15 protein-coding genes are annotated in these 14,614 nt (G+C 71.0%); 8 read left to right on the plus strand and 7 right to left on the minus strand.

Annotation, left to right across the window (positions count from 1 at the left end):
• Positions 1 to 252: 252 nt before the first annotated feature.
• On the plus strand, positions 253 to 702 hold the full coding sequence (locus ACGFR7_RS21435) for a GNAT family N-acetyltransferase (protein ID WP_393321443.1): 450 nt from the start codon (positions 253 to 255) through the stop codon (positions 700 to 702).
• 149 nt (positions 703 to 851) lie between these two features.
• The gene (locus ACGFR7_RS21440) at positions 852 to 2,066 is read left to right on the plus strand and encodes an aminotransferase class I/II-fold pyridoxal phosphate-dependent enzyme (protein WP_393321446.1); all 1,215 of its coding nucleotides are present in this window, start codon (positions 852 to 854) and stop codon (positions 2,064 to 2,066) included.
• Positions 2,067 to 2,302: 236 nt separating this feature from the next.
• Here the strand turns inward: ACGFR7_RS21440 and tsaD are convergent, their stop codons facing one another.
• Entirely contained in the window at positions 2,303 to 3,376 is a 1,074-nt protein-coding gene (tsaD, locus tag ACGFR7_RS21445; RefSeq protein WP_393321449.1) for a tRNA (adenosine(37)-N6)-threonylcarbamoyltransferase complex transferase subunit TsaD, read from the minus strand.
• A 349-nt stretch (positions 3,377 to 3,725) separates the two neighbouring features.
• Here tsaD and ACGFR7_RS21450 point away from each other — a divergent pair, with 349 nt between their 5' ends.
• On the plus strand, positions 3,726 to 5,150 hold the full coding sequence (locus tag ACGFR7_RS21450) for an amino acid permease (RefSeq protein ID WP_393321452.1): 1,425 nt from the start codon (positions 3,726 to 3,728) through the stop codon (positions 5,148 to 5,150).
• Here the strand turns inward: ACGFR7_RS21450 and ACGFR7_RS21455 are convergent.
• From ACGFR7_RS21455 to ACGFR7_RS21465, 3 genes are all read right to left on the minus strand, one after another.
• On the minus strand, positions 5,080 to 6,129 hold the full coding sequence (locus tag ACGFR7_RS21455) for a fatty acid desaturase family protein (RefSeq protein ID WP_393321454.1): 1,050 nt from the start codon (positions 6,127 to 6,129) through the stop codon (positions 5,080 to 5,082). The genes ACGFR7_RS21450 and ACGFR7_RS21455 overlap by 71 nt on opposite strands.
• A gap of 151 nt (positions 6,130 to 6,280) precedes the next feature.
• Entirely contained in the window at positions 6,281 to 6,814 is a 534-nt protein-coding gene (locus ACGFR7_RS21460) for an NUDIX hydrolase (protein ID WP_393321457.1), read from the minus strand.
• A gap of 141 nt (positions 6,815 to 6,955) precedes the next feature.
• Positions 6,956 to 7,687 (minus strand): GNAT family N-acetyltransferase, encoded by a 732-nt coding sequence (locus ACGFR7_RS21465; protein WP_393321459.1) that lies wholly within the window; start codon positions 7,685 to 7,687, stop codon positions 6,956 to 6,958.
• Between the two features lie 215 nt (positions 7,688 to 7,902).
• Between ACGFR7_RS21465 and ACGFR7_RS21470 the strand changes: the two genes are divergently transcribed.
• Complete coding sequence (locus tag ACGFR7_RS21470) at positions 7,903 to 8,556, plus strand: M15 family metallopeptidase (protein ID WP_393321461.1); 654 nt, start codon at positions 7,903 to 7,905, stop codon at positions 8,554 to 8,556.
• Positions 8,557 to 8,737: 181 nt separating this feature from the next.
• Here the strand turns inward: ACGFR7_RS21470 and ACGFR7_RS21475 are convergent, their stop codons facing one another.
• Entirely contained in the window at positions 8,738 to 9,211 is a 474-nt protein-coding gene (locus ACGFR7_RS21475) for an SseB family protein (RefSeq protein WP_393321464.1), read from the minus strand.
• A 363-nt stretch (positions 9,212 to 9,574) separates the two neighbouring features.
• On the opposite strand from ACGFR7_RS21475, the gene ACGFR7_RS21480 reads away from it, so the two are divergent.
• The 3 genes from ACGFR7_RS21480 to ACGFR7_RS21490 all read left to right on the plus strand — a co-directional run bounded on the left by ACGFR7_RS21480 (position 9,575) and on the right by ACGFR7_RS21490 (position 11,790).
• Entirely contained in the window at positions 9,575 to 10,000 is a 426-nt protein-coding gene (locus ACGFR7_RS21480; RefSeq protein ID WP_393321465.1) for an OsmC family peroxiredoxin, read from the plus strand.
• Positions 10,001 to 10,344: 344 nt separating this feature from the next.
• Positions 10,345 to 11,181 (plus strand): M55 family metallopeptidase, encoded by an 837-nt coding sequence (locus ACGFR7_RS21485; protein ID WP_393321468.1) that lies wholly within the window; start codon positions 10,345 to 10,347, stop codon positions 11,179 to 11,181.
• 183 nt (positions 11,182 to 11,364) lie between these two features.
• Positions 11,365 to 11,790 (plus strand): nuclear transport factor 2 family protein, encoded by a 426-nt coding sequence (locus tag ACGFR7_RS21490; RefSeq protein WP_393321471.1) that lies wholly within the window; start codon positions 11,365 to 11,367, stop codon positions 11,788 to 11,790.
• A gap of 161 nt (positions 11,791 to 11,951) precedes the next feature.
• Here ACGFR7_RS21490 and ACGFR7_RS21495 read toward each other — a convergent pair whose 3' ends face one another.
• Positions 11,952 to 12,767, minus strand: coding sequence for a helix-turn-helix domain-containing protein (locus tag ACGFR7_RS21495; RefSeq protein WP_393321474.1), 816 nt, complete (start codon positions 12,765 to 12,767; stop codon positions 11,952 to 11,954).
• Positions 12,768 to 12,971: 204 nt separating this feature from the next.
• Between ACGFR7_RS21495 and ACGFR7_RS21500 the strand changes: the two genes are divergently transcribed.
• Positions 12,972 to 13,283: a 4a-hydroxytetrahydrobiopterin dehydratase gene (locus ACGFR7_RS21500; RefSeq protein WP_393321476.1), complete on the plus strand. Its 312-nt coding sequence runs from the start codon at positions 12,972 to 12,974 to the stop codon at positions 13,281 to 13,283.
• 210 nt (positions 13,284 to 13,493) lie between these two features.
• On the opposite strand, the gene ACGFR7_RS21505 is transcribed toward ACGFR7_RS21500, so the two are convergent.
• Positions 13,494 to 14,438, minus strand: a complete 945-nt coding sequence (locus tag ACGFR7_RS21505; RefSeq protein ID WP_393321479.1) for a YihY/virulence factor BrkB family protein — start codon at positions 14,436 to 14,438, stop codon at positions 13,494 to 13,496.
• Between the last annotated feature and the right edge of the window lie 176 nt (positions 14,439 to 14,614).

Genomic DNA, 14,614 nt, shown 5'->3' on the forward strand with positions numbered 1-14,614 from the left:
GAAGGAGCTGCTGGGGGCGGTGCGCGGCGTTCGTGGGGTGGTGCGCGGCCGTTGTGGGGCGGTGCATGGCCCGTTGCGGGGCGTGCGTGGCCGTTGTGGGGCGGTGCCGCACGCAGACCGGGCTGCGCCCCGGCCGCCGCCCCCGCCTTGGCCGTCTCTGGCCCGGCCGCCCCCGCCTCGGCCGTCCCTCTGCCCCGGCCGCCCGTGTGCCCCGACCTCCCGTGCGCCCACCATCCATGCTTCGATGTCGGGATGATCAGGGAACGGCGCGACACCGACCTCGACGCCTGTGTGGCGCTCCTGGCCGAGGTGCACACCCACAGCGGCTATCCGCACCAGTGGCCGGACGATCCGGCGGGCTGGCTGACCCCCGACTCGCTGACCGCCGCCTGGGTCGCCGAGACGGACGGTACGGTCGTCGGCCACGCGGCGCTGTGCGGACACGAGGTCAGCCGGCTGTGTGTCGCCCCCTCCGCCCGCGGCGCGGGCCTCGGCGGACGGCTGCTGCGCACCGTCGAGACGGCGGCGGCCGCCCGTGGACTGCGCCCCGTACTGGAGGTGAAGGCCACCGACACCGCGGCCATCGGCCTCTATGAGCGGCTGGGCTGGGTCCGCCGCGCCACCGAGCGGCAGGAGTGGGGCGGCGGTGAGGTGGTGTGGGTGCATCGCTACGAGTCCGCCGCGGCGCGCCCGGCGCATTGAGCGCGGGTCCCGCCCCGCGCTGACGTGTCGCCCCGCCGCCACCCCCGCGATCTGCCAAGGTGGACGGGGCCGCCCCAGGGGGTGTCTTGGGGTGTTTCCCTGGAGTGAGGGGCCCACGATCGACCCGCCGTCGTGGAGTGGAGGTACGGATGCAGCGGACCGCCCAGGATCCGCAGCGGGAGCCGGACCCGGATCCGCCGGTGGGCCTGCCGGTCCTGCCGGCGCTCGCCGCGTACCTCTCCGCGGCAGCGGACCGCACCGAAGCCGAGCCCCTCGGCGGCAGCGCGCCACTGCGCACCGCCGCCTGCGGCTACTGGGAACGCCGCAGCCTGGTCACCACCCCCGACCGGGTCCTCGCCGCCCCCGGGGCGCCGGCCCTGCTCCTCGCGCTCTACGCCGCGACCGACGGGGCGGTGGTGCTGCCGCGGCCCTGCTCCGAGTGGTACGCACCGCCCGCCCGCCAGCTCGGGCGGCCGGTGCATCTCGCGCCCGTACCGGCGGAATCGGGCGGTGTCCCCGACCCGTTCGCACTGCTGGAGACGGTCCGCCGGGCCCGGATGCACGGCGACAGCCCGCGCGTCCTGGTCCTGTCCGTCGCCGACGATCCGACCGGCACCGGCCCCGCGCCCGAGCAACTGCACGAGGTCTGTGAAGCGGCGGCGCAGGAAGGGCTGTGGATCATCAGCGACGAGACGCGCCGCGATCTGCTGCACGATCCGCATGACACCGTGCTGCTCAGCCCCGCCGAGATGCTGCCCGGCGCGGTCGTGGTACTCACCGACCTGCGGGCCACCCTGGTGCCCGCCTCCTGGCCGGCCGCGCTGGCCCGCTTCCCCGGCACCGACCGCGGAGCCGTCCTGCGGGCCGCCGCGCTGGACGCGCTCACCGCGGTCCCGGTGCCGATTCCCGGGCCGGTCGGCTGTGCCGTCACGCATGCGCTCGGCGAACCCGACGAGGTACGCGCCCGTACGGCCACCGTCGCCCGGGTCTACGGGGTGCTCGCCGCGGCGCTCCACCACATCGTCACCGAGGCCGGCGCCCTCTGCCGCCCGCCGCACTCCGGCAGCCATCTCTACGTCGACCTCGAACCACTGCGCCGGCCGATGGCCGCCCATGGGACCGTGGAATCCCGCGCGCTGGAGCGGAAGTTGGCGCCCTGGGGCGCGCGCGGCGGACACCGCTTCGGCGACGCGCCGGGCGCCCTGCGGGTACGCCTCGGCGCCGACGCGCTGCTCGGCGCCGACCGGGAGCTGCGACAACGCGTCCTGGCCGCGCCGGACCCACTGGAACTCCCGCACGTCACCCAGGCATTGACCGCCCTGTCGCGGGCGCTGGCCGGGCTGACGACCTCCGCGGACGGCTGATCACCATCGCGCCCCGCCCGTCCAGTCCCCGTCCCCGGCCCGCCAGTTACCGTCCCCGGCCCGTCGGCTCCTGCTTCCGCGCGCCGGTCCCTGCCCTGGCCCGTCGGCTCCCGCCCCCCCGGCTCCCGCTCCCGCTCGCCAGAGCCCGCCGGATGCGACCCCGGACCCGGTCTGTGATTGCCAGGCGGGAGCTTGGTTGTCAGCCGGGAGGTGGGCTGTCAGGCGGGAGGTGTTTGTCAGGCGGGGACGTTCACGACGGCGGCACGGGCGACCGGGTGCAGCGCGGCGTACTCCAGGGGTGCCGACGGGTCGATCGAGACATCCAGCGGCGCCGGTTCGGCGCCCGCCCGGACCAGCAGATCCCCGATGGCGGCGATCATCGCGCCGTTGTCGGTGCACAGTCGCAGCGGCGGCACCCGCAGGGTGATCCCGGCGGCGGCGCAGCGCTCCTCCGCCAGGCTCCGGACCCGGGAGTTGGCGGCCACCCCGCCCACCACGACGAGGGTGCCGACGCCGTGGGCGGTGCAGGCGGCCACCGCCTTGCGGGTCAGGACGTCGGCGACCGCCTCCTGCAGCCCGGCCGCTCCGTCCGCCACCGGCAGGACTTGGCCGCGGTGCCGCTCCGCCCATCGTGCGGCGGCGGTCTTCAGCCCCGAGAACGAGAAGCCGTACGGATCATCACGCGGCCCGGTCAGCGGACGGGGAAAACGCACGGCCCCCGCGTCGCCCTCGCGCGCCGTCCGGTCGATGGCCGGCCCGCCGGGGTAGGGAAGGCCGAAGACCCGGGCGACCTTGTCGAAGCATTCGCCGGCCGCGTCGTCCAACGTATCGCCGAGGTGCACGATCGGGTCGCGGGCCAGGTCGCGGACGAGCAGCAGCGAGGTGTGGCCGCCGGAGACGATCAGCACCACGCAGGGGTCGGGCAGCGGACCGTGCTCCAGGGTGTCGGCCGCGACATGGCCCGCCAGATGGTGCACCCCGTACAGCGGCACGTCCAGCGCGTACGCCAGGCTCTTCGCCCCGGCCAGCCCGACCTGGAGCGCACCGGAAAGCCCCGGCCCGGTCGTCACCGCGACCGCCCCGACATCGGACATCCGCAGCCCGGCCTCCCGCAGCGCCCGGTGCACCACCGGGGTGAACGAGTGGACATGGGCGCGGGCGGCGATCTCCGGCACCACGCCCCCGAACCGGGCGTGCTCGTCCATGCTCGACGCCACGGCATGCCCCAGGAGCCGGCCGTCCCGCACCAGGCCGGCGCCCGTCTCGTCACAGGACGACTCGATGCCCAGCACCACGGGTGTCCCACCCACGCCGTTCTCCTCTCGCATCTCGCATCTCGCATCTCGCACACGGCAGCGGCCAGGTATTGCATAGCTGCAAAGTTTTAGCTATTGCACAGCATACGCAATAAGCGATCCCTGCCCAGGGAATCCTGCATTCCGCTCACTTGACCGCAGATCTTTCATCTGGAAGCCCCTGTGGCGGGAGTATTCACGGCGATTTTGAAGCGTGCCGCCGATCCGGTGACCATGTGCACCAGTCCGGCGCACCGGACAGCCCGGCACGACGAGAGATGCGCCCCACATGCACCGCAGCCCTGCCGCTCAGCACTCCGAGACCGGCTCTGACCTGCAAACTCAAGCCAAGACCCCGTTTCGGATGAGCTTGTTCACCGCCACCTGCCTGGTGATGGGGAACATCATCGGTGGCGGCATCTTTCTGCTGCCGGCTTCGGTCGCCCCGTTCGGTACCGTCAGCCTGGTCGCCTTCGGCGCACTGACCATCGGCGCGCTCGCCCTCGCCCTGGTCTTCGGACGGCTCGCCGAGCGCCATCCGGACACCGGAGGCCCCTACGTCTACGCGCGCGAGGCGTTCGGCGACTTCGCCGGATTCCTCTCCGCATGGTCGTACTGGACCATGACCTGGGTCAGCAACGCGGCGCTCGCGGTCGCCATCGTCGGCTACGTCCACGTCCTGCTCCCCGGGCACCCCTCCCGCGGCGCCGACCTCGCGATCGCCCTCGGCGCGCTCTGGCTGCCGGCCATCGCCAACTTCGCCGGCACCCGCTACGTCGGCCTGGTCCAGACGATCTCCACCGTCCTCAAGTTCATCCCGCTCCTCTTCATCGCCGTCGTCGGCCTGTTCTTCTTCGACCCGGCCAACCTCGGCCCGTTCCACGAAGGCAGCGGCAGCGTGGCCGGCGGGATGTCCGCGGCCGCCGCGATCCTCCTCTACTCCTACGTCGGTGTGGAGTCCGCCGCGATGAGCGCGGGCGAGGTCCGCGACCCGGAGCGGAACGTCGGCCGGGCCACCGTCTTCGGCACCATCGGCTCCGCCGTCGTCTACCTCCTGGGCACCGTCGCCGTCTTCGGCACCGTCGCCCACGACAAGCTGGTGAAGTCCCAGGCGCCGTTTTCCGACGCGGTGAACGCCATGTTCGGCGGCCACTGGGGCGGCACGGTCGTCGCGCTCGCCGCCGTCGTCTCGATCATCGGCGCCCTCAACGGCTGGACCCTGATGAGCGCCCAGTCCCCGTACGCCGCCGCCAAGGACGGGCTGTTCCCCGCGCCGTTCCTGACCAAGCGGCGCGGAGTCCCGACCTTCGGCGTCCTGGCCGCCGGAGTACTGGCCAGCGCCCTCACGGTGATCAACTACCTCACCGGGTCCGGCGGCGTCTTCGAGATCCTCGTCCTGATCACCACCTTCTCGGCGACCGTCCCCTACCTCCTCGCCGCCGGCGCCCAGGTCTACTTCCTGCTCACCGGCCGCCGCGACAAGGTCCGCCCCGCCCGCTTCGCCCGCGATCTGACGCTCGCCCTGACCGCCTTCGGCTTCACCTTCTGGCTCGTCGCCGGCGCCGGCTACGCCGCGATCTACCAGGGCGTGCTCTTCCTGTTCGCCGGGATCCTGGTCTACGCGTTCATGGCGGCCCGGCGTACGGCACGGCAGGCGGAGACCGCGGAGACCCCGGACACGGCGGAGACCGCGGAAAAGGCGGCCACGGCGGCGGTACCTACGCCCGCGGCCTCCGAAGAGGTTCCCCCACCCGCCGCAAGTGCCGCAGCGCCTCCGCGTACGACCTGATCAGCCCCGTCTCGTGGTACGGGACACCGATCTCGGCGCAGTAGGCGCGCACGATCTCTTGTGCACGGCGCAGATGCGGCGTCGGCATGCTGGGGAAGAGGTGGTGCTCGATCTGGTAATTGAGCCCGCCGAGAAGGAAGTCGGTCAGCACCCCGCCCCGGATGTTGCGCGAGGTCAGCACCTGACGGCGCAGGAAGTCCGGCCGTGCGTCACCCGTCAGCGTCGGCATCCCCTTGTGGTTGGGCGCAAAGGTGGACCCCAGATACACGCCGAAGACGGCCTGGTGCAGGAGGAGGAAGGCCAGCGCCTTACCGGGTGACAGCACCAGGAACAGCGCGGCGAGAGAGAGGCCGATATGCGTCAGCAGCAGCGCCGCCTCGCTGCCCCAGTGCTTCATGGTGGGCGACCGCAGCGCGCGGATGCTCGCCACCCGCAGATTGAACCCTTCCAGCGTCAGCAGCGGGAAGAACAACTGCGCCTGATGGCGGCCGATGAAACGGGGCAGCCCCGTGGCGGCCCGCGCCTGGTCCTGCGACCACACCAGGATGTCCGGCGCGACATCCGGGTCCAGCTCCTCATGGTTGGGGTTGGCGTGATGCCGGGTGTGCTTGTCCATCCACCAGCCGTACGACATGCCCACACCCAGGTTGCCGAACAGCCGCCCACCGATCCCACTGGGCCGACGCCGACGGAACACCTGCATATGCGCCACATCATGGGTGACCAGCGCCATCTGCCCGAAGACGAACGCCAGGAACACGGCCACGGCCAGTTGCCACCAACTGTCGCCCAGCGCGAAGAACACCCCCCAACCCCCGGCGAACGCCGCGCTCACGGCCGACAGCCGTACCGCGTAGTACCCGGGCCGGCGTTTCAGCAGCCCGGCCGCGACGATACGCCGCGACAGCCGCGCAAAGTCGCTGCCGACGGGTGCTGCCGCATCGGCGGGTGGGGGAGGGGTCTCAAGACTCGTCGTCATACGGACGAGTCTTCTGGCGCGGCGCCCGCCCCGACAGCCGGTCCACCCCCGTCCGGATAGCTGGTCCACCCCCGCGTCCACGGCCGGTCCACCCCCGGACCGGGCGGGGGCTACCACCACCGGAGGAGGGGGGCTTGGGGCCGGAAAAGCTCTACACGGAATCGGCTGAGGCCGGCTCGGAGCCAAGAACGATGCCGTGCGGCAAGGCCTGGCCCTGGCCGGCACTCCCACGCCGAACCCCGGGCACAAACAGGCGAAGCGCATCGGCCGCCGGCGGCGACAGCACGGATTCCTGCAGGTCCGCGACGGGGGTCCAGACCGCCGCGTCGGTGGAACCGTCGATCTCGGTCACGGTGGGCGCCCCGGGCCTGAGGCCGACGGCGTAGAACAGTGCGGTGAGGTGCCAGCTGACTCCGTGTCGCTGAGCTGCGTATGTCCGCGCGTCGAGCAGTTGAGCAGTGGTGAGTTCGAGCCCTGTCTCTTCCCGGAGCTCACGGCCCAGAGCCTCCACGGGCTGCTCGCCGGGGTCGATTCCGCCACCCGGCAGGTGCCACAGCCCTGGACTGAAGATCGGTGACGCGTCAGACAGACGGGCCACGAGCAACCGGTCTTCCTCCACCGCGATGGCGTACGCCGAAACACGGGTCCGCACGCGAACGTCCACCGCTCCCGCCTGTTCCACCACTCCTGCCCCTTCCACCGTTCCCGCACGTTCCACCGTTCCCGCCCCTCGCACATCAAAGCCGGTAGGCGGGAACTCCAGCCCCCACCGAGGTCGGCTTGATCTACATAGCCCCATGAACCGAACCTACTTGACCGACTTTCGTCACACGCCCTGATCGAGCCCCAGCCGAACACTCAACTGGCCGCCGATCTCCCGGAATCCGAGCGTGGCAGCCACCCGTCGGGAGGCCTCGGGACGCGCACGCCACTGTGGCAACAGACCGGCGTCAAGCGCGTGGGCCACCGCCCGGGAGGCCACCTGCCGCGCCAGACCGTGCCCTCTCCATTGCGGAGCAGTCAGCACACACAGGTGCGCGGTCGACGCCGGCCACCTCCGGTATCCCGCGGCAGCCACGACCTCGGGGCCGTCACGCACCACGAACACCGGAGAGCCGATCTCGTCGATGCCGCTCTCAGCCGCATCCTCCGGCCCCGCCGACTGCGCCAACGCCCGAAGGTCACCATGGCCCGGTGGCAAGCACCCGACCGCCGCCCCACCACGCTCAGGGCGGAAGTCGTCCTTCGAGAGGTAGGCCAGCGCGGCAGGGCCGAGGATGTCGACCACCGGCAGCAGCGCCCGGAGCGTGCTGGTGCGCATCAGGGTCTCAACCGGCGTGTCCACCACCGCACGACGGAACAGCAGCGCCTGAGCCTCGTCCGGCACCGTGATCACCGCGGCATCGCCCAGCTTCGCGATCCCCACCCAGGCGGGTGGGCAAAGCTGCGACGCGGCGGAGACAACGACCACGGCGCCACCACTGGACGGGAACGACACAGGCACCTCCGCCAACTGCTCCCAGACACTCCGCGCACGGGCCAGTAAGTCATCGGTCATGACCTGATCCTGCCACTTACTGATCGTGACAGTACGAGAAGCGCAGTCCTCTCAAGTGACCAATTTTGCAGGTGGGTTGGAGCAGGGGGGAGGCGTGCGGCGGGTGTCCTCACCGTGCTGTCAGGCGCCATCGCCTCATTGCAGCCGGTGGACCGCGTGGCTCTGATCAGGCGGTTGAGCGAACGTCGTCGAGGCCGGTGCGCAATGATCAGTGCATGACCGAGATCGTCTTGATGTCAGATCCGAAGATCGCAGCCATACCGGTGAAGGACTGCGACGAACCACTCCTTGATGTCCGACGTCGGGATCCCTTCCCCGTCGACACTCGTGAGCAAGACGATGCCGGGGCCTTCGCACACGTGCGCGAAGGTGTCTTCAATCGCCTTCTCGATGCCCGGAAACTTCTGCCGCACGGCATCCAGTTGCTGTTCATCGAGGGGTATCGGCCGCCTGCGGTGCAAAGTTTCTACTTCGAGCGGTATGCCGAACGGCTCCGGAACGACAACCCTGGCTGGTCTTCGGAGCAGGTTCGTGCTGCCGCAAGCCGGTTCGTGTCTCCCCCGGAGATCGCCCCGCACAGCGCCGGCGCTGCCGTCGACGTGACTCTCGTCGCCGCCGATGGCCAGGAACTTGGCATGGGAACGCCGGTGGATGCCAGCCCGGAAGTGAGTGAGGGCGCCTGCTATACCGCTGCGCGCAACATCAGTTCGGAGGCGCGTGCGAACCGGCAGATCCTCGCTGAGGCCCTGACCGCGGCGGGCATGGTCAACTACCCCACTGAGTGGTGGCATTGGTCCTACGGCGATCGCTACTGGGCACTTGCCACCGGCGCCGGCCACGCCATCTACGGACCGCGGGAGCTTGGCTGACGCTCCGGAGACCGGCTTGCACGTGGATGGACCCCTCCGGGGTGGGGACCAGGCTCGTGGCCGGCGCATCCGCTCGTGCTCAGCTCGTGCAGCCGGTTCATGGCAGCCATACCCCCCGTTGCGCGGCGGACAATGCGAGTTATCCGGCCCTGGGCGGATCAGGTTCTCCGTCTCCGCCCCCTTACGAGCCCTCCATTCCCTCCGCGCCGGCCTCGCCGGGCCGGCCGGTCGCGTCATCGGCGTGCCGGCTGAAGACAGGCAGCGCCCGCACCAGGTCCGGGGGAAGGGCAAGGCCCTCCTCGGAAGACGGGTCGACCGCCATCCACAGGTCGTCCGCCGGCCAGTTCGCGGCCAGGTCGACGACGGGGATGCGGAGCGCGGTCTCCAGGTCGCCCCCGGCCGTCAGCAGCGCATTCTCGGTCGTGAAGACGGGGACGTATCGGTTGCCGTCCTGTTCGATCACCGGCAGGGAGACAGCGCCCTCGGGCCGTTCCTCCTCGCCCTCGGCCGGTGGCGCCTGCGGCAGCAGAGCCACGCTGGCCGCGAGCTCGACCAGGGCGGCCTGGGTGTCCGCCGCCTCCGCTGCGGACTGTGTGCCGTCGGTGGACGGGTCTCCGGTCGGGGGCGCGTTTTCGTCCGGGGTCAGGGGGCTCATGGCTTGTCCTCTCGTCGGCGTTGCTCACCGGCCACCCGCTCGACACGGGTCGGCGCGGTTGCCGCAGTCGCCGCCGGATGCCGCCCAGCGGCATGGGGCCGGGGCAAGCGTGGCAATACCTCCAAGGCTAAGCCGCCCCACGTTCTCCGCAACGTTCCCGGTCAGGGAATCGGCAATGACCACGATCGGCCTGGTCAGGCGGCTGGTCGGGTGGCCGGCCGGGCGACGCCTCGGAGTGCAGACGGACCGCTGAGTCGGGTGGTGCGGCGCGTCGTGAACCCGGGCAGACCGTCCCAGGGCGGACGATCGGAGCGTCGACGTCATCCGTACACACCGCGTATCCGTTTACAGAAAGGGTTCACCATGGCCACTACACGTAACGCTCACACCGAGTGGGAGGGCGAGCTCTTCAAGGGCCTGGGGGAGGTCACGCTCGACTCCTCGGGAGTCGGCCACTTCCCCGTGACCTGGGCCTCCCGCGCCGAGGAGCCCAACGGGAAGACCAGCCCCGAGGAGCTGATCGCCGCCGCCCACTCCAGCTGCTTCTCCATGGCCCTGTCGAACACGCTCACCGGGGCCGGAAACCCACCGACGCGGCTCACGACGAAGGCCGCGGTCACCTTCCAGCCCGGCACCGGCATCACCGGAATCCACCTCACCGTGGAGGGCCAGGTGCCCGGCATCGACGAGTCCGCCTTCAAGTCCGCGGCCGAGGACGCCAAGGTCAACTGCCCGGTGAGCCAGGCCCTCACCGGCACCACCATCACCCTCACCGCCACCCTGTCCTGACCCCGCGAACGTGACACCACGCCCCCTCTCCGCTCCGGCACGAGGGGGCATTCGTCCACCCGGGGCGCTGCGGCGCGTTGCGCGCGGGGCTGCGTTCGTTCCCGGCTGACTGATCCCGCAGATACAGGAGTTCAGTCAGCCGTCGGCAAGGCTCGTCCCCTGAGGAGCTTTCTGCCTCTCTGCCTCTCTGTTTCTCCGCTTTTCCGCTTCTCCGCCGTTTTCGCTTCCGGGCCTTCCCTCCGTACGGTGTCCGCTCCTCCCCGCCACGCCTGCGCCCAGGAACCGGGCGAGGAGCGCTCAGCGTCTCCCAAGCGGTCAAACGTGAGGCTTGAGGAGTATGCGAAGTGCGGATCTATCTCAGCGCGGACATGGAAGGCATCACAGGGCTCGTCGACGCCGACGACGTCCAGCCCGGCGGTCGGGACTACGAGCGCGGACGTCTGATGATGGCGGAGGACGTCAACGCCGCCGTCCGCGGTGCTCTGGCGGCGGGCGCCACCGATATCGTCGTCAACGATGCACACGGCCCCATGCGCAATCTGGTGCCCGAGACGCTGCACCCAGAGGCCCGCCTCATCCGCGGCAAGCCCAAGCACATGGGCATGCTCGAAGGCCTCACCCCCGAACACGATGCCATGATCTGCGTCGGCTACCACTCTCGAGCCGGCACGCTCGGTGTGCTGAGCCACAGCTTTATGGGGCACGAGATCGAGGACATATGGCTGGACGGCATGCCGGTGGGCGAGATCGGCCTGACCCACGCCACCGCAGCGATGCTCGGCGTGCCCATGGCGGCCCTCACCGGTGACGACAGCGCCTGTGCGGAGACCTTGGCGTGGGACGATTCCGTCACCACCGTGGCCGTGAAGAGCGCACATGATCGCTTCGCCGCGAAGCTGCGCCCGGCTGCAGAAGCGCGCCAGGCGATCGAGGAAGCGGTCACGGCCAGTCTCTCCGTACCGCGGAAAGCGCCCCGGCGCGCCGCGACGCCGAGTTCGTCCGCCCTCCGAGTCCGTTGGCAGTCGTCCTCGGTGGCATCGACGCTTCTGGGAATCCCCGGAGTCACCTCCGTGGACAGCCGGACCGTCCAGGCGGAAGGTCAACTCCCCACCCTCTACCGCCAATTCGGCATATGGATGCGGGTCGCGGCATCCCTTACCGGCCAGCCGCCGTACTGCTGACCGTCGCACCTGTCGTACCTGCCGCGTTTGCCATTACCTCCCGGGTAATCGACCCCCACCCCGCCCGCCCGGCAAGGTGAAGCCATCGGTTCACGGGCCGGCGCACTCCGGCCCGTGAAGCGGTACCGGCAACAGAGCCCGGTATCGGTGCCGTTCGGATCTCATCAGGAGCAGGGGTACGTCATGACTCAGCAGGAGAAGCAGGAGCAGAAGGTCGCGCAGGAGTCCTCGGGTGCGGGGGAGCGGTACGCGGCGGCGGTTGCGCGGTACTTCGCGGCGTGGAATGCGACGGGCGAGGGGGCACGGGGTAAGGCCGTCGCGGCGGCCTTCGGCGAGGACGCCACGTATACCGATCCGTTGGCCGATGTCGTGGGGCACGAGGGGCTGGCGGCGGTTATCGCGGGGGCGCATGCGCAGTTCCCCGGGTTTGTGTTCCGGCAGTTGGGGGGCGTGGACGGTCACCATGACATCGCGCGGTTCGGGTGGGAGCTGGTCAGTGTGGCGGATGGTTCGGCGCCGGTGGCCGGGTTCGATGTGGTGCGGCTGGGGGAGGACGGACGGATTCGGTCCGTGTGTGGGTTCTTGGACCGGGTGCCGTCGGCAGTCTGAGCCGGTCGGGCGACCCCGTCGGGCGACCCCGTCGTGTGATCCCGCGGGGGAGGCCGTCGTCCGGCCCACCGTCCCGGCCCTCCGTTGTCCAGTCCCGTTGTCCGGCCCGGGCCTTCCGTACGGGCCGGGGCGTCCCGTACGGCCCGGGCGGCCGCCGCCCGCTACAGGCCCGCGTCCCGCAGATACGCCGCCGTCTCCGGGTCAGCCGGGAGAAGGGTCTCCACCGCCAGCTCGGAGACGGTCACATCCATCGGGGTGTTGAACGTGGCGATGGTCGAGATGAAGGACAGCACGGTGTTGTGGTGTTCGAGCATCATGGGGAGCGCGAAGGGGGCGTGTTCGCCGAAGGCTGCTTTCTCGCGGCCGCCCGGGGGGAGGGGGTAGGCGCTCACCTCGTCGTAGAGCGCGCGGAGGCGACAGGAGCGCATCACGGCCAACTGGCGTTCCATCTGAGCGAGGAGGTGGCTGCGCCATTCCAGGTAGTTGCGGATGCGCGGGGCCAGACCATCGGGATGCATGGTGAGGCGCATGGAGTTCAGCGGGTGCTGGAGAAGGGCGGGGGCGATGCCGTCCAGCAGCAGGGTGACGCCGCGGTTTGCCGCCTGTACGTGGTAGGTCCCGTCGACCACCAGGGCGGGGAAGGGCTCGTAGCCGGTCAGGAGGCGTTCCATGCCGGAGCGCAGGGCGGCCATCGACGGGTCGTCCAGCGGCGTCTCCGGGAAGGTCGGGGCGTAGCCCGCGGCGATCAGCAGGGCGTTGCGCTCCCGTACGGGGACGTCGAGGTGTTCGGCGAGGCGGAGCACCATCTCCTGGCTGGGGCGGGAGCGGCCGGTCTCGATGAAGCTGATGTGGCGGGCGGAGGAGTCGGCGCGCAGGGCCAGTTCCAGTTGGCTGATCCGGCGCCGGTCGCGCCATTCGCGCAGCAGGGAGCCCACGCCTGTGGTCGTCTCCGGCGAGGACGCCTCAGCAGTTGTCATGGGAGGGACGGTAGTCGAGCGCCGGTGCCGGCGGGGTGTACCGGAGGGGCGCGTGCCGTGAGTGCGCGAAAGTGTCGTCGGCGTGCCACGCTGGAATGGTCGCGGCCGCCGCGGCAGTGGGCGGGCGGCCGGGGCAACCTTGCATATTTATGCGTATCGGGAACCGGCTCATCGGCGGCCGGCACACGGGGAGAGGCGAACGCCATGACTGCTCAGCTGGAACCGCTCAGCTTCAAGGAGATCGAGGACCGCCTCGCGGAGCTGCCCGGCTGGTCCGTCGAGGGCGGGCTGCTGTGCCGTGGCTACGCCTTCCACGGGCACTTCCCGGCCGCCGCCATGGTCATCCATATCGCGCAGATCCAGGAGGAGTTGGGCCATCACGCCGATCTGACGCTGGGGTACAACCGGCTCGCGGTCTCGGTGAACACCCACAGCATCGGCGGACGGATCACTCATCTCGACTTCGGCCTGGCCCACCGGATCGAGGCGATCGCCCCGGGGCACGGAGCCCGCTGATTCGCAACGGTCTCCTCGGTGCTCGGTGCTCGGTGCTCGGTGCTCGGTGCTCGGTGCTCGGAGTCCGGGGTCCGGGGTCCGGAGCCGCTGATCCGCTGCCCCGGGGCACCGTTCCCGGAGTGCGGCCGCACCGCCGTGACCGACCCCGGCCCCGCGGCCGCACCACCGTGACCGACCCCGGCCCCGCGGCCGCACCGCCCCGCGTCGGCCTCAGCTCCCCGAGCGCGGTCGTACCACCCGTCCCGCGCGGGCCAGTTCCACATTGAACTGGGCGCCGGACAGCAGGGACAGATGGGAGAACCACAGCCAGATCAGGAAAACCACCGGCCCCGCGAGCGAACCGTAGAGCCGGTTGAAGGTGCCGACGTACGAGGTGTAGACCGCGAAGCCGGCGGAGGAGACCAGCCAGAGGAGTACGGCGACGACGCCGCCGGGCGCGGCTCTGCGCACGCCGCGGGAGCTGGGCGGGCCGGAACGGAACAGCACCATCGCCAGCACCGTGGCCAGGAGCAGCAGCAGCGGCCACTTCAGCAGGTTCCAGGTCGCCTCGCCCGCCTCGCCCAGTCCGACGGCCCGGCCCAGTGCGGTCGCGATCGGACCGCTTACCAGCAGTGCCACCGCGCTGCTGATCAGCAGGGCCATCAGCAGCAGCGCCGTCATCAGAATCCGCGGTGCCTTGCGCCACGGCGGGCGGTCGTCCTTGGCGCGGTTCATGGCATGCAGCGCGCGGCGGAAGACGGCCAGATAGCTGCAGGACGACCACAGGGCGCTGACCAGGGCGCCGCCCAGCACCACCCAGGCGGCGGTGCGCTGATGCGCCATGCCGACCAGCGCACGGTGCACGGTCGGGCCCGACTGCGCCGGTGCGATCGACGTGATCTGGTTGATGAGCTGCTCGGTGGCCGCCGGATCGGCGAGACCGATCAGCGACACCGTGACGATCAGCGACGGCAGCAGCGCCAGCACCGAGTAGTACGTCAGGCTCGCGGCCCAGTCCGTCACATCGTCGTGCCATACCGACAACGGTGTACGGCGCAGTGCGGTACGGAACTGGGCCCACGTCGGCAGCGCGGCCGGCTGCCTCGGCCCCGCCGCCCCGAGTGCGCGGTCCAGCAGCGTCCGGTCCAGCCCGCGGCGCATACCGCTCCCGGCCATGTCGTATCCGTCCTCTCCGTCGCATCCGACGTATTCCGCCCTGCATCATCTCCCGGCACGGCTGCCGCCCACGACACGGCTGCCGGCCACGGCACGGCTGCCGGCCACGGCACGGCTGCCGGCCACGGCACGGCTGCCGGCCACGGCACGGCTGCCGCCGACGACACGGGGACCGT

The sequence above is a fragment of the Streptomyces sp. NPDC048516 genome, assembly GCF_043199875.1.
In the GTDB taxonomy this organism is placed as follows: Bacteria; Actinomycetota; Actinomycetes; order Streptomycetales; family Streptomycetaceae; genus Streptomyces.